The organism is Sporosarcina sp. ZBG7A (assembly GCF_000813425.1).
GTDB lineage: Bacteria > Bacillota > Bacilli > Bacillales_A > Planococcaceae > Sporosarcina.
Map to the genome: position 1 here is coordinate 104,121 of NZ_JWIB01000037.1, position 17,557 is coordinate 121,677.

Sequence of the window (17,557 nt, forward strand, 5' to 3'; positions counted from 1 at the left end):
GCTCGTTATCATCCATAAGGAGATAACGAGCTGTTTTGTATAGTTAGGAATGTTAATGAGCAAATCAGTTTGGTTCTAATTTATTCTTAAAGAGCTTTATCATCCACAGAATCCAACCACGCTTCGATAGTGCCGACAACCGATTCAACGCAACCATCCTCAAAAGGAGAGATCAAGTTCGCTTCTTTGACCAATTCCGTGAATGACTTAGAACCACCAAGCTTACATAGATGAACGTAATCATTCCATGCAGATTCATGATCTTCACGGTCTTTTTTCCAGAATTGGAATGCGCATATTTGTGCTAACGTATAATCGATGTAGTAAAATGGTATTTCGTAAATGTGAGCTTGGCGCTGCCAAAAGCCACCGCTTTCTAAATACTCGTTGCCATCATAATCACGTTTCGGTAAGTAAATACCCTCTATCCGCTTCCAAGCCGCTTTACGCTCAGCTGGAGTCATCTGAGGATTGTTATACACTTCGTGTTGGAATTCATCTACAGCCACACCATAAGGTAAGAATAGGAGCCCACTGCTTAAATGAGAGAACTTATATTTATCAGTTTGCTCATTGAAGAACAGCTCCATCCAAGGCCATGTAAAGAATTCCATACTCATCGAGTGAACTTCCGCACCTTCGCTCGTTGGCCACACATATTCAGGAATGCCGATGTTACGACTTGAATAGACTTGGAATGCATGTCCAGCTTCGTGAGTGAGTACATCGATATCGCCAGACGTTCCGTTAAAGTTCGAGAAGATGAACGGAGAATCATAATTATCGATGAACGTACAATAGCCACCTGCTTCTTTGCCTTTTTTTGCAACAAGATCGAGCAAATTCTTTTCAGTCATATACGTAAAGAACTCATCTGTTTCATGTGACAGTTCTTTATACATTTCCTTACCTTGTTCAATAATCCAATCTGGAGATCCTTGTGGAACTGCATTACCCGTTAGGAAATCGAGTGACTGATCGTAGAACTTGAGACTATCGACACCGATTCGTGCAGCTTGACGATCATATAACTTGTTTGCAACTGGCACGATGTAGTCACGAACTTGGTCGCGGAAATTCTTTACCATCTCAGCATCATATCCAACACGGGACATTCGTACATAGCCTAGTTCAGTAAACGTATCAAATCCTAGTTTCTTGGCAATCTCATCTCGGAGTTTAACGAGACGATCATAAATTTCGTCAAACTTTTCAGCGTTTTTCTCATAGAACGAATACTGAGCGTTCATCGCTTCTTTACGAACAGAGCGATCAGTAGACTCCATATAGGGACCTAGTTGAGCGAGAGTCAACTCTTTCCCATCAAATTCGATTTGCGCAGAAGCTACAAGTTTTGCATACTCTGATGTCAGCTTGTTTTCTTGCTGAAGCAGCGGCATCACTTCAGGTGAAAACTCCTTTATGGAATTTTCTGCTAGAGCAAATAGCTGAGAGCCCCATTTTTCTTCTAGCTCAGCCCGGAACTTAGAAGTAATCAGCGCTTTGTAAAATTCCGTAGAGAGCCCTTGGAATTCAGGACTGACTTCGTCAAAATAATCGCGCTCCTGTTGGTAGTATTCATCATTTGTGTCGATGGAAGATCGGATGTAGGCAAGATTCGATTGAGTCGAATAGTCATTTCCGATTGCATTGATTTTCTCAATCACGGCGTTTTGGGTTTCATAGGAATCGGATTTGTGGAATTCATTTAAAAGTTCAGTGAATTCATTTTTGATTTCTTCCATATCAGGACGAGCGTACTGGTATTCGTCAAACGTAATCATAATTTTCCCCCACTCTAGTAGTAATATTTCTTCTACCCTATTGTTCCTGAAAATCTTGGGAAATGCAAAAAGTAACCTCTCCAATGAGCAATTTTATCGGATGAAGTGTAAATGTATCCCGGACAGAGTTCTCGTGGTATGATGAGAGCATGTACGTATGAACGAATCTTAAATTGATTGAAGAGGGGAATACAAATTACTTATGAATATTACACAGTATACAGTTTCAGAATTGAGAGACCCGACAGGCATCCTCACGGGTAAGCGATATGAATTCCATTTATTTTTGGAGTTTGAAGAAGAAGACGAATTATTAGAAGAAGATGCAGCGGGGATCCGAACAATCTATGTCGTTGATGGTGAAGTTGATAAGATTATGGCCAGTTACTTCTTTAAAAAAGGTACAGAGCAAGCATTGGATTTTGAGTTAGAAGAGGAAGAAATCCAAGAAGTCCTTGCATTTTGCAGAGAGAATGCAGAAAAAGTAGAAGAAACGTCAAATAATCAGTAAAAAAGTATTTAATACGTTCAAATAACGTGAAATTCTATTTGAAATAGAGGATAATAAACGTAGAACCGAATGGTAGGACGTCTTGTTAACAACAACGTCCGGAGTTTCTACAAAATTTTTCAGTAATGGAGTGTTTACAATGGATCGAGAAATCGTCGATATTACAATCATTGGCGGAGGGCCAACAGGTCTTTTTGCCTCTTTCTATGCCGGTATGCGGGAAATGTCAGTGAAAATTATCGATAGCTTACCTCAATTAGGAGGACAACTAATCGAGCTATATCCCGATAAATACATTTATGATGTCGGAGGATTTCCGAAAATCCTTGCGAAAGATCTTGTTGCTAACTTGGTCACGCAGGCACATCATTCAAAACCGGAAATTCTTCTAGGTGAAGCAGCACTTTCAGCGACACGCGATGGAGATCATTTTGTTTTGAAGACAGACAAAGGGGAGCATTTAACAAGAACTATTTTGTTGACTGCTGGAATCGGTGCTTTCCAACCACGTAAAATCGGAATTGAAGAGGAAGTCCATTTTGAAAATACAAGTCTGCACTATGGCATCAAGGATTTAGCGATGTTCAAAGACCATAATGTCCTCGTATGTGGTGGCGGTGACTCGGCAGTTGACTGGGCACTAATGCTTGAAGATATTGCAGAAAGCGTAACACTCGTACATCGACGTGAACGATTCACGGCACACGAAACAAGTGTTAACCAATTAATGGAGTCGAAAGTGAATGTCATGACATCTCGTTCGGTTAAATCATTGCGTGGGGAAGATGGTAAGGTGAATGAAGTACAAATCGTTCACAAAGATGGTACTGAAGAAATTCTTCCAATGGACCACGTCATCGTCAACTATGGAAATATTTCATCTCTTGGACCTATTAAAGAATGGGGTCTTGAGATGGAGAAGAATTCTATCGTTGTAAATACACGTATGGAAACAAATATTGAAGGAATTTACGCAGCAGGAGATGTGACCAATTACGATGGTAAAGTGAAACTGATTGCTGTTGGACTTGGTGAAGCACCGATCGCTGTAAATAATGCGAAAGCTTACCTTGATCCAAAAGCTCGAGTACAACCATTGCATAGTACAAGCGTATTTTCATAATTGAACAAACAAAAGCCCCGAAGACATGTCTTCGGGGCTTTTGTTTACTTCGTTTTAGAATCTGCCTCAGGTGGGCTAAACAAATTTGAGACAAGTAGTCCCATAATTAGTGCAACCGCGCTCATAACAAACGGAGTACCACTTTCAGGAATACCCGGGTAAATGACGAAAATAGAACCGATGATGAGACCAATAATAATTGCAAAGGTCAATGTTGCGTGTTGGTTGAGTAGGTAATGGATGATTTTACTGCTAATGACAAAACCTAAAACAACACCTAATCCAATTACAATGATGATAGGGATATTGAAGTCAGATAATGCTCCAATTGCTGTTGAATACATACCGAGCAATAGAAGTACAAAGGAACCACTAATACCTGGCAATAGCATCGCTGTGCTCGCAGCCCAGCCTGATAAAAACAATACGACTGTAGTGGCAGGTGTCAAGGATGTAATGATAGTTGTATCAGCCGGCGCTATAAATGCAGTCATCGCTAACAAAACACCAACTACCAGTAAGACAACATAATGCCATGCTTTAAACGTTGATTTTATTTTTGCTTGCTTTGCCATGAAAGGTAGAATTCCGATAATTAACCCCATGAAAAAGAACTGAGTTGGAGCATTGTAATTTGCTAATAAGAATTTGATTACTCGGCTAAACAGTAATAACGTCATACCCATTCCTATCGCAAGTGGTAATAGGAAGCCGATATGTTTTCGCCAATCTTTACTGAAAATGCCACTGATTGAAGTGAGTAAACGGTCATAAATCCCTAACATAAAAGCAATAGTTCCTCCGCTTACTCCGGGTATTAAATCACTTATACCCATTAAGAACCCTCTATAAATATTTCTCCATTCCATTTGTACATCCTCCAATTTAGTGCTTGAATCTATGACGTAACTTAGAAAGGAAATGTTCCTATTCTACCTACAAATAAGGGGAGATTCAGGCATAGAAAAACGCATAGTCGGATGGTGCCGTCTATGCGCCATTTTCATTCATTATGATACGTGTGTTTCTGCACGGTGAGCTTCAATCTTTGCCAACCGATTATTGAACTCTTCTTTAGTTAGGTCGTGTTCAACAAAATACCGGTTACGTGGATGTGTACGGCATTCGTCTGAACAACTACGCATGTACATATGTTCGTTTTCTTCTGAGCAAAGGATTTTAGCATTACATTCAGGATTCGCACAGTTTACATAGCGCTCACAAGGTGAACTGTCAAAGTGATCACGGCCGACAATTACGTGCTCGACTTGGTTTACAGGCACTGCAATCCGCTCATCAAATACATAACATTGTCCGTCCCATAATTGACCTTTCGCAACTGGGTCTTTACCGTACGTGACGATTCCGCCGTGTAATTGTCCCACGTCCTCATATCCTTCACGCTTCAACCACCCTGTGAATTTTTCACAGCGGATTCCACCTGTGCAATAGGCAAGAACTTTCTTACCTTCAAGCTGTTCTTTGTTTTCCCGAACCCAATCAGGTAAATCACGGAAGTTTTCGATGTCTGGTCGGATGGCACCGCGGAAATGACCTATATCGTATTCGTAGTCATTACGCGCGTCAATGACGACTGTGTTTTCATCTTGCATTTGTTCTAAAAATTCGTCAGGAGAAAGATAAGTTCCTGTAGTTTCTAAAGGATTCACATCATCTTCCAAGCTTAAATTGACGATTTCTTTACGTGGGCGCACGTGCATTTTTTTGAATGCGTGTCCTTCTGAATCATCTATTTTAAACCAAAGGTCTTCAAAACGCGGATCACTCTTCATATGGTCCATATACGCATCTGTTTGTGCGATGGTACCTGAACATGTTCCGTTAATGCCTTCTTCACCTACTAAAATCCTGCCTTTTAAGCCGGTTTCCTTACAAAATTGCAGATGCTCCGCAGCAAACGTTTCGGGATCTTCAATTTGAACGTACTTGTAAAACAACAATACTCGATAATTTTCTTTTTCCATGGTCCTAACCACCTTCTGTTTTTTCACTTTGCAATAGGGTAAAACAGTCGGCCCGGTGCAATTACAGTTTTTTACACATAAAAGCAACCCGCATTTGCAAGATCCGGGACAATGACAGTATATCACAAAAACTGAATCTGAAAAAGTGAACAAAATTCGACTAGAAACAATTGTAATCTATCAACTTTTGTACTAGTATTTAGTATAGATATAGAAACTAGATTTTTCCATGGAAATGAAATTCTGCTGATTTTGATGACGTAGATTATTTGGAAGTATACGTATGAAGGGGTTTTACAGTTATGAAGAAAACGTTCGGAAACGGAAGATTTAAATTAATCGATGTATTGCTGACAACAATTATAGTATTTTTAGCAATGACAGCCATTCTGCTAGTTTTTTCAAAAGGAAGTTCTGACAATCAATTAAAATCTGCCCAAAGTCCATCATCTGACAAAGATGCGGTTGTTGTGGACAAGTCAGACTCCAAATACGATGGTATTAAAATCGTTACTGAAACCTCAAATGACCCATTAGGAAAATATGCAGTTCAATATCCACAAAGTAAAAATGAAGACTTTAATGATAATGTGCTAACGTATATCAAACAAGCGAAGAAAAGCTATTTCGAAGCGATCCGTAATGTGAAAATAGAAGATAACAAAAGAAAAAGCGAACTTAACATTTCTTATGAAACGCATGTTGATAAGAAAGGGAACTATTCCTTTGTATTGATGAATAACCAGTCTCTTCAAGGAAGTAAACGTCTTTCAGAAATTGAGTCATTCCACTTAAATTCAAAAACAGGCGAGCAGCTTAATATACAAACTGTTTTCAAGGAAGACCCAAGTACGTTGCAAAAAATGACAGAGCGAGTCAGAAATACTATCCAGCAAACAGACAAATTAAACGATGGATTGATTAGCGACAAAATGCAAGTCCGTACGGAACCAGAATGGAAAAACTATGAAAATTATGCGATTACTGAAAAGTCCATGGTATTCTATTTCGAACGTGGCTCATTGAAAAATGGGAAGGCTGGACCTCAGATTGTAAAAATTCCCATCGACGAAATGAATGACTTGTTAAAACCGGAATTTCAAGTAGCTGCAGCACCACAAACTGGAAGCGATAAAGTGGACAAACCTGGTTCTTCTAGTAAAGAGAATCCTGAGAATGTAAAAGATAAGGAAAATAGCTCTAAAAATGATGGAACGAAAGATGATCAGCAAGCAGGGGGAGAAACTGCGCCACCTCAATCAGAAGCACCGCATGAAAAGAGAATCGCACTTACATTCGATGATGGTCCAGATCCTAAAACTACAATTCAAATACTGGATACGTTAAAAAAGTATGATGCGAAAGCAACGTTTTTCATGCTGGGAAGTCGCGTAGAATATTATCCTGAGACGGCTAAAGCTGTGAAAGCAGCAGGTCATGAAATCGGAAATCATTCTTGGAATCACCCCGATTTAAGTAAAATGCCATTACCAAAGGCATTAGAGGAGATTAATCGTACCACTGCCATCATCCAAAAAGTGACTGGGGAGAAGCCGACTGTTTTCCGACCTCCATATGGTGCTTATACGGAGCAGTTGACCAAGCAAACCATCCCACCTATCACATTATGGAATGTGGACACGCTAGATTGGAAGTATCGAGATGCTAATAAGCTGCTAGAAGAAGTGAAAAAGACGACTAATGATGGTAGCACCGTTTTAATGCACGACATCCATCAGTCAACAGCGGACGGATTGGATAGTGTCATGGCTTATTTACAAAGCCAGGGATATAAATTTGTCCCTGTTTCTGAATTACACAAATGAAAAAAGAACGTACAGAGGAATTCTAAATCCCTGTACGTTCTTTTTTTATATGATGATTTTAGTCAAACGCTTAGTTGACGAGCACATCTTCCATAGAGATATCAAGTGCTTTCGCAACACCTTCACCATAAGCTGGATCCGCGTAATGACAGTGTTTGATGTGTCTGATTTTAATTTCTTTTGGTGCATCGCCCATATTGTCCGCTGTATTACTGAATAGCAGTTGTTTTTGTTCATCATCCATAAGATTGAAGAGTTTTCCTGGTTGTGTGAAGTAATCATCATCATCTTCACGGAAATTCCAGTGATCTGCAGCACCGTGCAATTTCAATGGAGGTTCTCTGAAATCAGGTTGTTCTTGCCACTCACCTACACTGTTCGGCTCGTATGAAGTTCTGCTACCATGATTGCCGTCTACACGCATTTGGCCGTCACGATGGAAACTGTGGAACGGACATTTTGGAGCATTCACTGGAATTTGGTGATGATTGACACCTAGACGGTAACGCTGTGCATCGCCATAAGAGAAAAGACGCGCTTGCAACATTTTGTCTGGTGAAAAGCTGATTCCTGGAACGACTGCAGCTGGAGTGAAGGCTGCTTGTTCGACTTCTGCAAAGTAGTTCTCTGGATTTCTGTTTAGTTCAAACTCACCTACTTCAATAAGAGGGAAGTCGCCTTTGTACCAAACTTTTGTTAAGTCAAACGGATTGTAAGGCATATTTGCTGCTTCTTCTTCAGTCATCACTTGAACGTACATTTTCCATTTCGGGAAATCGCCATTGTCGATACTGAGAAGTAAATCGCGCTGATGGCTTTCACGATCTGTTGCGATTGTTTTGCTAGCTTCCTCATCTGTTAGGCTTTCAATTCCTTGCTGTGAGCGGAAATGGAATTTCACATAGTAACGCTCGTTGTCTGGGCTAATGAAGCTATAGGTATGGCTTCCAAAACCGTGCATATGACGATATGTGCGTGGGATTCCACGTTCACTCATCAAAATCGTGATTTGATGAAGTGCTTCCGGTAGTGATGTCCAGAAATCCCAATTGTTTGTCGCGCTTCTTAAGTTAGTGCGTGGATCCCGCTTAACCGCGTGATTCAAATCTGGAAATTGAAGTGGATCTCTAAAGAAGAAGACAGGCGTGTTATTTCCGACCATATCCCAGTTTCCTTCTTCTGTGTAGAACTTCAATGAAAATCCGCGGATGTCACGTTCTGCGTCCGCTGCACCACGTTCACCTGCAACCGTTGAGAAACGTGCAAACATTTCGGTTTTCTTCCCCACTTCGGAGAAGATTTTTGCTTTTGTGTACTTCGTAATGTCATTCGTCACTGTAAAGGTACCATATGCACCTGATCCTTTTGCGTGCATGCGGCGTTCAGGAATGACTTCCCGATCGAAGTGAGCAAGCTTTTCAATGAGCCATACATCTTGAAGCAGTAGAGGACCTCTTGGACCTGCAGATATTGAATTCTGATTATCAACTACAGGAGCACCTGCAGCAGTTGTTAACTTATTTCTAGATCCATTCTCATTATTGTTCATGTGTATTCCTCCTATGTAAGGGTGTGTGAAACTGTAAGTTAACTATAGCAGAGGGTTTCTTAGATAGCTAGCATTTTGTTTAGAATCATTATCGTTAAGTAAAAGTTATTGTTAACAGATAGTTAGAGTTACAAGAATTCTATTTTTGGGTGATGATTTCTACGAAAACAGTACCTTGTGACAACATTTCAACATTAGACCCTGAAAACCCCCTGAAGTTTTGAGCTTTGTAACAGATCATACGCTAATTGCTCACAAACTATTTTGGCGTTTAATTTATAATGGAGACAGATTGAGATTGAGGGGAGAGGTAGAGATGGAAGAGGTTTTACTTTCACGAATCCAGTTCGCATCGACAACATTATTTCACTTTATATTTGTCCCGTTGTCTATCGGATTGGCGCTGATCATAGCGATCATGCAAACGCTCTACGTTGTTAAAAAGAAAGAGATTTATATGAAAATGACAAAGTTTTGGAGTGTGTTCTTCCTCATAAACTTTGCAATTGGAGTCGTAACAGGAATTTTCCAGGAATTCCAATTCGGGATGAACTGGTCGACATATTCCAGATTCGTAGGAGATATTTTTGGAGCTCCATTGGCTGTTGAAGCTTTACTAGCATTTTTCTTGGAGTCTACATTTATAGGGATTTGGATCTTTGGAGCTCAAAAGCTGTCTAAGAAACTTCACCTAGCTTCTATATGGCTTGTTTCTATTGGAACAATTATGTCTGCATTCTGGATTCTTGCAGCGAACTCGTTCATGCAAAATCCTGTAGGCTACGTATTACAGAACGGCCGTGCAGAAATGAACGACATTGTCGCACTTCTTACAAACGAAAAACTTTGGGTAGCATTCCCGCATACGATTTTCGGAAGTATTGCAACGGGTGCATTCTTCGTTGTCGGAGTTAGCGCATTCTATCTTGTTAAGAAGCGTCAAGTAGATTTCTTTAAGAAGTCTATCGGAATCGGTTTGCTCGTTGGTCTTGTAGGTGGATTAGGTCTTGCGTTCACTGGTCACTCTCAGGCTCAGTATTTGATGCATGCCCAGCCTATGAAAATGGCTGCTGCTGAAGGACTTTGGCAAGACAGTGCAGATCCTGCAGCTTGGACACTTATCGGTAATATCGATACAGAAAATCGTGTAACGACTGGGCGAATCGAAATACCTTATTTACTAAGCTATCTCACTTATAATGAGTTCTCAGGTAAAGTATTAGGTATGGAAAGTCTAGAAAAGCAGATGATTGAGAAGTATGGTGAGGGAGATTACATTCCTCCAGTGAAAACAACATTCTGGAGTTTCCGCATCATGGCGGGAACAGGTGGAGCACTCGTTGTTACGAGTATTCTTGGTTTGTTCCTATTGTTCCGCAAAAAAATCGCTTCAACAACTTGGTATTTGAAAGTGATGATTCCAGTCATTTTCCTACCGTTCATCGGGAATTCGTTCGGTTGGATCATGTCAGAAATCGGCCGTCAACCATGGGTCGTCAATGGTCTCATGAAGACTGCAGATGGAGTGTCACCTAACGTTTCAGCGGGACAGATTTTGTTCTCACTGATTTCATTCTCAACAATCTATGCGATTCTCGGGATCATTATGGTTATATTATTTGTAAAGGTCATTCAACGCGGACCTGAAGAGCGTAAGCAAAAAGACGTATCCGTTACAGATCCGTTTAATGTAGGAGGCGTGTCTAATGGCTCTAAGTGAGTTATGGTTTGTGCTGATCGCTGTATTGTTCATAGGGTTTATATTTCTAGAAGGATTTGACTTCGGTGTGGGAATGAGTATAAAGTTCCTTGCTAAAAATGAAACGGATAAAAAAATGTTAATTCATACGATTGGGCCTGTCTGGGATGCTAACGAAGTTTGGCTGATCACTGCGGGTGGAGCAATGTTTGCGGCGTTTCCTCATTGGTATGCAACGGTTTTCAGCGGGTATTACTTACCGTTTGTCGTGTTGCTAATGGCACTGATCGCCCGTGGCGTTGCGTTTGAATTCAGAGAGAAAATCGAATCGGACAAATGGGTGAAAACGTGGGATTGGGCAATCTTTGCGGGTAGTATTCTACCACCTTTCCTATTAGGTGTCTTATTCTCAAGCATGCTGAAAGGTATGCCTGTAGATGCAGATATGAACATCTACGCAAGTTTCACTGATTTCGTCAATGTCTACACTGTGATAGGCGGAGTTGCATTTGTGCTTCTCTCTTATTTACACGGATTGATATTTGTGACATTGAAAACAGAAGGATCCCTTCGTACACGTGCAAAAGAAGCTGCACTTACGATTTATTGGGCAACAGGCGTCGTGATGATTGCGTTTGTTGCGTTAACAGCTGTATACACGGAAGCATTCGCGGACAGAGGACCGATCCTGATTCCACTGTTTGCAGTAGTCTTCGTATTATATGCGTTCCTTCATCGTTTAATTGCTAAAGGACGCGAGGCATTCAGTTTCACAATTACAGGGATTACTCTCATTGCGGTGATGGCTTCGTTCTTCATCGGACTGTTCCCGAACGTAATGATCAGCTCACTTGATTCTGCATACAACATGACTATCCGGGCAGCAGCATCTGGTGATTATTCGTTGAAATTAATGACGTTCGTTGCGCTTACAATGATACCGATTGTTATTGCGTATACAATTTGGAGTTACTATGTATTCCGTAAACGGATTACGGAAGATGTGGAGCATCTAGAACATTGATGGACCGACATCTTCTTCGGTATAACGGCAGCAAGAAAACCTTTGCGCTTGTCGGGATTTTGACAGTCTTTCAAGCGGCTTTCATCATCCTACAAGCCCTCTCCTTGTCTTCAGCCATTACCCGGATGTTTCACGGGCTAGAATGGAAGGGAACCGTTATATCGCTTGCCGTGTTTTTTGTTGCTCATGCGATTCGTCATTCCCTCCAATGGGGGAAAGAACGAGTTGCACTTAAGTTTGCGGATGATATTGCTCGCTCTTACCAAGACCAGCTCGCTGAAGCGCTCCTACGGGATGGGACAGGAATGGTAGCAAGACAAGGCTCAGGCTCGTTGTTGACCCTTACCTTAGAAGGTGTCCCGAAATTCCGTAAATACGTGGAACTGTTCATACCGAGATCGTTATCGATGGGAATCATTCCAGTTGTAATTTTGCTCTATATTGTCACGTCCGATTTAATGTCTGGCGTGACCCTTTTCCTTGTGATGCCAATTTTGATTGTCTTTCTAATTTTAATCGGAATTGTATCGAAGAAAAAGATTGATGACCAAATGGGGACGTACCGTCAACTCTCAAGACACTTTGCGGATTCCATTCAAGGGATTGAAACGCTTAAGTTTCTAGGGCGTAGTAAATCTCATGAGAAAGCAATTGAAGAAGTGAGTGACAAATACCGAGTTGCAACAAATCGCTCGTTAAGCTATGCATTTCTGTCTTCGTTCTCGCTGGATTTCTTCTCAAGTCTTTCTGTTGCGTTAGTTGCAGTTGAACTTGGATTGAGACTAATCAACGGGGGAATTGGACTTGAAGCAGCACTTGTGATTCTAATTTTAGCACCTGAATACTTTTTACCGGTCCGTGATTTGGGCGCTGATTTCCATGCAACGATGGATGGAAAAGATGCTGCTGATGAAATCCGTGCATTGCTTGCTGAATCAGAAGCAAACGTTCAACAAGATGCTGTTATCGTTCCTATTGTTACAAAAACAAGCAGCTTTTCAGCGATCTCCATTGGAAAACTAGGAGATCATGATATCGAAATTACAAAAGATGTACAGTTTTCTGCGACTGGTGCACAAAAAATCGGAATTATCGGTGCTTCAGGGGCTGGTAAGTCTACACTGGTTGACTTGTTGGCTGGCTTCACCTCTCCAACTAGTGGTGAATTTAAAATCGGAGAACAATCTGTGGATTCGCTTGCTTCAGATTCCTGGCGCAAACAAGTGACGTACATTCCACAACACCCGACGATTTTCTCAGATACTCTTGCAAATAACATTCGTTTTTATCATCCAGAAGCAAGTGACGACACGGTTTTTAAAGCCGCACAAGCAGCAGGGCTGGAACAACTGGTCGGTGAATTGTCGAATGGCTATGATGAAATGATTGGTCAAGGTGGACGACCACTTTCCGGAGGGGAAGAACAGCGTGTTGCGATTGCCCGTGCATTGTTAGAGGATACCTCAGTCTTGTTGTTGGATGAACCGACAGCCCATTTAGATATCGAAACAGAACATGAGATCAAACAATTGCTACTCCCGATACTTGAAGATCGTCTCGTGTTCTTTGCAACACATCGTTTGCACTGGATGAAAGAGATGGACTGGATTCTTGTCATGGAAGATGGACATATTGCTGAACAAGGAACTCACGAAGAACTGTCTGCTCAAGACGGAGTCTACAGCAAATTAGCACGTGCACAGCGGGAAGGGATGGTGCTATGAACTACGTCAAAAGCTTCGTTACTCCATATATGAGTAAGTATTGGAAGTTAATGTCGGTTACTGTTCTATTAGGCATTTGCGCATCCTTATCTGCTGCTCTTCTAATTTTTGCGTCGGGGTACTTGATTTCCGCTGCTTCTGAACGTCCAGAAACCATTTTGCTTGTGTACGTTCCAATTGTCTTAGTCCGTGCGTTTGGTTTATCTCGTGCAGCATTCAGTTATGCTGAACGGATGACAGGGCATAACGCCGTATTGAAAGTGTTATCTGAAATGCGCGTGCGCCTATACCGTGCATTAGAACCACAAGCGTTGTTCATCCGCTCACGTTTTAAGCGGGGCGACTTGCTAGGGACATTGGCGGATGATATCGAGCATTTACAAGACGTTTACATCCGTACGCTATTCCCGACGATAAGTGGATTGTTCATATTTGTATTTGCAACCGTATCCGTGTCTGTTTTTGATTGGAAATTCGGTTTGTTCATCGGACTCTGTTTGAGTGTGATCGCGTTCGTCTATCCGATGTTGTCATTAGTGATGATGAAAAAACACCAACAGAAATCGAAACAACAACATACGAGGTTGTATCATACACTTGGTGATGCCGTTTACGGAATTCGCGATTGGCTCATCAGTAGCAGAACCTCGGATTTCCTAAGTAAATTCAAGGCAGAGCGCAATGATAGTTATGAAACAGACAAAGAACTTGCAAAACGGGATCAGAATAGAACATTCCAACTGCATCTGATTTCTGGTGTCATTACAGTGATTGTAGGAGTTTGGGCAGGAATGCAGGCTATAGAAGGTACTATTTTGCCAACCTATATTGCAGCATTTACGCTCGTTACGCTCCCAATTATCGAATCATTAATTCCGATTTCACATGCTGTGGAAAGAATTCCTGCTTACAACGAATCGTTTGCGCGTATCCAACACACAGAAGATACAGCCCAGTCGGTATTCAAGTCATCTGAAACAGTGGATGAAATTCCTTCAACTGTAGATATCCTAGTAGAAGGTGTGTCATATGCATACGAGTCGGAAAAAAGACAAGCCTTGAAACAAGCCACCCTTGAGATTAAACAAGGGGATAAAGTAGCGATTCTTGGTAAAAGTGGTGCAGGTAAATCGACGTTTGTTCAGCTTTTATTAGGTGCGTTGAAGCCAGATGACGGGACGATTCAGATAAACGGTAGATCACCAGAACAATATGGTGAAAATATTCATCAAATCGTGAGCGTGTTAAACCAAAAACCTTATTTATTTGGCACGACGATTGAAAATAATATTCGTCTTGGGAATCCTTCTGCTACAACGGAGGAAGTTGAACGGGTTATTCGTCAGGTCGGTTTAGAGGATTATCTCAACAAACTGCCTGATGGCCTTCAAACGCAAACGGAAGAAGCTGGCCGCCGATTCTCAGGAGGTGAGAGGCAGCGTATTGCGCTCGCCCGTATTTTGTTAAATCACACTCCTGTTGTCATTGTGGATGAGCCGGCAGTCGGACTTGACCCAGAAACAGAACGTGACCTCATTCAGACGATGATAGAAAGTCTGAAAGGGAAAACTGTCATCTGGATTACCCATCATTTGATGGGGATGGAACTGATGGACAATATTGTGTTTTTAGAAGCTGGAGAAATATCGGATGAAGGAACACACAACGAACTACTTGAAAGTTCAGCTCGCTATCGGCGTCTTGTTGAGCTGGACCGTGGGATCTAAATTCGATTAGTCATAAATGGGTCCTAAGGGAATATATAGTAAACAGAAAAGACTATGACGAATGTGGTTTACAACTACATTTGTCATAGTTTTTTTCTTGTTTTTTGAGAATTACTTAGTTTTGTTTGAGGAATGACGATATACAAGAAGAGGATATAAAAACGTCCATAATAGAACTGCGTGAACTCTATTATGATAGATAGGAGACCACCATGGGGACAACAAAAAAGCCGCTAGCATTGATCATCTTATCATTAGTATTCGTTGTGACCGTGCTTTTTCTTGTAAATGAATATAAGAGTGAGAGAACTGAATCTGCCGATGCGGTTTACAATGAGACAGGGGAATTGTTGGACGATGTTGCTGACGAAGCGAATCGTTTTGGGAACGAACGAGTTGGGGAACTGGAGCTCATTGCGAAATACATAGCTATCATTGCGGATGATAAAGAAGAATTGCAATCATTTTTAAAGCAACAAAATAGTAAAATGCCATTTTTAGCAGGGCTTGGGTTCATATCTCCAGATGGAGAAATCATGGCGGCTGACGGTTCGCGTTTTTCAGTGAAAGAGCGTGAAGCGTTTGACCGCGCGATGTCAGGACATATCACAACGAGTGAGTTATTTAATTTTGAACAAAATCCTGATCTTCAGGTAACCGCAATTTCAGTGCCTGTAAACAAAGACGGTAAAGTCATCGGTGTGCTCTCAGGTGTTATTAGTATGACTGACATTATCCATCGTCTCGTGAGCGATACGTCCTTACTCGGAACGGTCTATTTAATAAAAAACGAGCAGGTCGTCTATACATCTGGGGATGAAATTTCGGAAGCGGACTCCATTCACAAGAGTCAACGAATTTTGGACGAAATTCCAAATGCACCGTCTGGTGTAGTGGTGGAAGATGAGAAATCAGCACATTACCTTTTTTACAAAATGGCTTGGAATGATTGGATAACCGCGGTCGATTCTGCCGGACATCCTGATATGGAAAAGATGTCAGCGAAGCGATGGCATTATACATTCATTGCATGTTTGGTTTTGATAATGTCGATTGGAAGTTATCTTTATATTTTAAAGTTGGAGAAAAGACAACGACGTGCTGCCCGTCAAGATGTCCTTACCCAATTAGGCAACTTGGTGAAATTAGAAGAAGACGTCAATTACTTCCAGCAGGAAAAACAGGAGTCTAGCACTATCATTCTTTTAAACCTACTTGAATTCAAAAATATTAACAACTGGGCTGGGTACGAGAGCGGTAACCAAATCCTAATGAAAGTAGGGAAGAGGCTTTCTGATGGGTTAGTTGAAAGGCATACGACTTATCGAATCGGAGGAGGAGAGTTCGCGGTGTTGCTCCCTGGAAACAGAACAAGGAAGCAAGCCGAAGAAATAACGGCTAACTTGTGTGATCTTATCCAAAGACCTTTCGAAAGTGTGAACCATGAAACCATACGTTTGAAGGTTTACGCAGGTATTCGGAACGTAGATGTCGACTCAAAAGGAAAAGCTACTCAATTCATTAACGATGTCGTATTTGCTTGTCAAGAGGCACGACGTTTGACAGAAACACCGTACGCCTATTTTACTGACAAACTGGAACAACTCGATAGTGAGCGGAAATTATTCGTAAAGGAACTCTCTGACGCATTAAATCGAGGAGAATTCAAACTCGTTTACCAGCCGATTTTTAGTTTTCAGGACGATAAGTTCGTAAGCTTCGAGTCGTTACTCCGCTGGGATTCAGCTGAATTCGGTATGGTGAGCCCATTAGAGTTCATTCCACTACTGGAAGAGTCGGGGATGATCTTGGAAGTTGGGGATTGGATTATTCAAGAGGCGGCATTACAGGTTAGGAAATGGCGGAGTGAAGGGTTTTCTGAGCTTTATGTCACAGTGAATGTTTCCGTGAAACAGCTTCTAGATGAATCCTTTATCTCACGAGTACAGGATATCTTGTTAGAAACAAAAGCATCGCCGGATAGTCTGGTATTCGAAATTACCGAATCGGTTGTTGTTGAAGATAGTGAAAAAGCGCTACAAACTGTTACAAAGTTGAACGATCTTGGAATTAGCACAGCGTTAGATGATTTCGGTACGGGGTATTCTTCATTGGCGATTCTAAGCCTACTACCGTTTCAATATTTGAAAGTGGATCGTTCATTTTTGGATGACTTAGACAGTGCTGATTCGCAAGCTGCATCGGTTTTGAGAGGAATAGTTTCAATTGCTTCGGGGCTAGGTCAAGTGACCATCATGGAAGGAGTGGAAACGAAAGAACAGCTGGATGTGTTAAAAGAAATCGGAGCAGATCGTATCCAAGGCTACTATTTCAGTAAACCAGTTCCACCCAACCAAGCATTTAAACTTCTTTGAACAACATAAAAACACTCCGTGCTTAGCGGGGTGTTTTGTCTTTTGCATCGTTGACTCTGAAAATGAAGGATAACCACAGGCCGTTGATCTCCGTTCCGGACGGGCGCTTTCCGGGGGCTTGCCCTCAGCCTCCTCATCGCTTCGAATGCAAAGATGTGCTCCCAACGTTGCACTTATGCTCGCAAAAGCCGTTCTTCGTTACGGCTTTTCCTGCGGGGTCTTCAAAACAC

12 protein-coding genes are annotated in these 17,557 nt (G+C 41.5%); 8 read left to right on the forward strand and 4 right to left on the reverse strand.

The window, feature by feature from the left end:
* Positions 1-86 precede the first annotated feature (86 nt).
* The gene (locus RL70_RS13830; RefSeq protein ID WP_039043982.1) at positions 87-1,784 is read right to left on the reverse strand and encodes a M3 family oligoendopeptidase; all 1,698 of its coding nucleotides are present in this window, start codon (positions 1,782-1,784) and stop codon (positions 87-89) included.
* Positions 1,785-1,986: 202 nt separating this feature from the next.
* Between RL70_RS13830 and RL70_RS13835 the strand changes: the two genes are divergently transcribed.
* Together RL70_RS13835 and RL70_RS13840 are read left to right on the forward strand one after the other, a co-directional pair.
* Positions 1,987-2,295, forward strand: coding sequence for a DUF6509 family protein (locus RL70_RS13835; RefSeq protein WP_039043983.1), 309 nt, complete (start codon positions 1,987-1,989; stop codon positions 2,293-2,295).
* A 139-nt stretch (positions 2,296-2,434) separates the two neighbouring features.
* Entirely contained in the window at positions 2,435-3,418 is a 984-nt protein-coding gene (locus RL70_RS13840; protein ID WP_039043984.1) for an NAD(P)/FAD-dependent oxidoreductase, read from the forward strand.
* A gap of 44 nt (positions 3,419-3,462) precedes the next feature.
* Here the strand turns inward: RL70_RS13840 and RL70_RS13845 are convergent, their stop codons facing one another.
* Positions 3,463-4,287, reverse strand: a complete 825-nt coding sequence (locus RL70_RS13845) for an undecaprenyl phosphate translocase family protein (protein ID WP_039043985.1) — start codon at positions 4,285-4,287, stop codon at positions 3,463-3,465.
* A 141-nt stretch (positions 4,288-4,428) separates the two neighbouring features.
* Complete coding sequence (locus tag RL70_RS13850) at positions 4,429-5,403, reverse strand: rhodanese-related sulfurtransferase (RefSeq protein ID WP_039043986.1); 975 nt, start codon at positions 5,401-5,403, stop codon at positions 4,429-4,431.
* 302 nt (positions 5,404-5,705) lie between these two features.
* Between RL70_RS13850 and RL70_RS13855 the strand changes: the two genes are divergently transcribed.
* Complete coding sequence (locus tag RL70_RS13855; protein ID WP_039043987.1) at positions 5,706-7,229, forward strand: polysaccharide deacetylase family protein; 1,524 nt, start codon at positions 5,706-5,708, stop codon at positions 7,227-7,229.
* 70 nt (positions 7,230-7,299) lie between these two features.
* Here RL70_RS13855 and RL70_RS13860 read toward each other — a convergent pair whose 3' ends face one another.
* Positions 7,300-8,778: a catalase gene (locus tag RL70_RS13860; RefSeq protein WP_039043988.1), complete on the reverse strand. Its 1,479-nt coding sequence runs from the start codon at positions 8,776-8,778 to the stop codon at positions 7,300-7,302.
* Between the two features lie 316 nt (positions 8,779-9,094).
* Between RL70_RS13860 and RL70_RS13865 the strand changes: the two genes are divergently transcribed.
* From RL70_RS13865 to RL70_RS13885, 5 genes are all read left to right on the forward strand, one after another.
* Positions 9,095-10,498 (forward strand): cytochrome ubiquinol oxidase subunit I, encoded by a 1,404-nt coding sequence (locus RL70_RS13865; protein ID WP_039043989.1) that lies wholly within the window; start codon positions 9,095-9,097, stop codon positions 10,496-10,498.
* Positions 10,485-11,501, forward strand: a complete 1,017-nt coding sequence (cydB, locus tag RL70_RS13870) for a cytochrome d ubiquinol oxidase subunit II (protein ID WP_039043990.1) — start codon at positions 10,485-10,487, stop codon at positions 11,499-11,501. Before RL70_RS13865 ends, cydB begins: the two co-directional genes overlap by 14 nt.
* Positions 11,501-13,225 carry a thiol reductant ABC exporter subunit CydD gene (gene cydD, locus RL70_RS13875; RefSeq protein WP_039043991.1) on the forward strand — a complete coding sequence of 575 codons (1,725 nt, stop codon included), beginning with the start codon at positions 11,501-11,503 and terminating at the stop codon, positions 13,223-13,225. The genes cydB and cydD overlap by 1 nt, the downstream gene beginning before the upstream one ends.
* On the forward strand, positions 13,222-14,952 hold the full coding sequence (gene cydC, locus RL70_RS13880) for a thiol reductant ABC exporter subunit CydC (protein WP_039043992.1): 1,731 nt from the start codon (positions 13,222-13,224) through the stop codon (positions 14,950-14,952). The genes cydD and cydC overlap by 4 nt, the downstream gene beginning before the upstream one ends.
* Positions 14,953-15,164: 212 nt before the next feature.
* Positions 15,165-17,327 (forward strand): EAL domain-containing protein, encoded by a 2,163-nt coding sequence (locus tag RL70_RS13885; protein ID WP_039043993.1) that lies wholly within the window; start codon positions 15,165-15,167, stop codon positions 17,325-17,327.
* Positions 17,328-17,557 lie beyond the last annotated feature (230 nt).

Bases quoted from the DNA above. Each gene is read 5' to 3' on its own strand.
- RL70_RS13830 (WP_039043982.1), bottom strand. From the start codon at position 1,784: ATGATTACGTTTGACGAATACCAGTACGCTCGTCCTGATATGGAAGAA.
- RL70_RS13835 (WP_039043983.1), top strand. From the start codon at position 1,987: ATGAATATTACACAGTATACAGTTTCAGAATTGAGAGACCCGACAGGC.
- RL70_RS13840 (WP_039043984.1), top strand. From the start codon at position 2,435: ATGGATCGAGAAATCGTCGATATTACAATCATTGGCGGAGGGCCAACA.
- RL70_RS13845 (WP_039043985.1), bottom strand. From the start codon at position 4,287: ATGGAATGGAGAAATATTTATAGAGGGTTCTTAATGGGTATAAGTGAT.
- RL70_RS13850 (WP_039043986.1), bottom strand. From the start codon at position 5,403: ATGGAAAAAGAAAATTATCGAGTATTGTTGTTTTACAAGTACGTTCAA.
- RL70_RS13855 (WP_039043987.1), top strand. From the start codon at position 5,706: ATGAAGAAAACGTTCGGAAACGGAAGATTTAAATTAATCGATGTATTG.
- RL70_RS13860 (WP_039043988.1), bottom strand. From the start codon at position 8,778: ATGAACAATAATGAGAATGGATCTAGAAATAAGTTAACAACTGCTGCA.
- RL70_RS13865 (WP_039043989.1), top strand. From the start codon at position 9,095: ATGGAAGAGGTTTTACTTTCACGAATCCAGTTCGCATCGACAACATTA.
- cydB (WP_039043990.1), top strand. From the start codon at position 10,485: ATGGCTCTAAGTGAGTTATGGTTTGTGCTGATCGCTGTATTGTTCATA.
- cydD (WP_039043991.1), top strand. From the start codon at position 11,501: ATGGACCGACATCTTCTTCGGTATAACGGCAGCAAGAAAACCTTTGCG.
- cydC (WP_039043992.1), top strand. From the start codon at position 13,222: ATGAACTACGTCAAAAGCTTCGTTACTCCATATATGAGTAAGTATTGG.
- RL70_RS13885 (WP_039043993.1), top strand. From the start codon at position 15,165: ATGGGGACAACAAAAAAGCCGCTAGCATTGATCATCTTATCATTAGTA.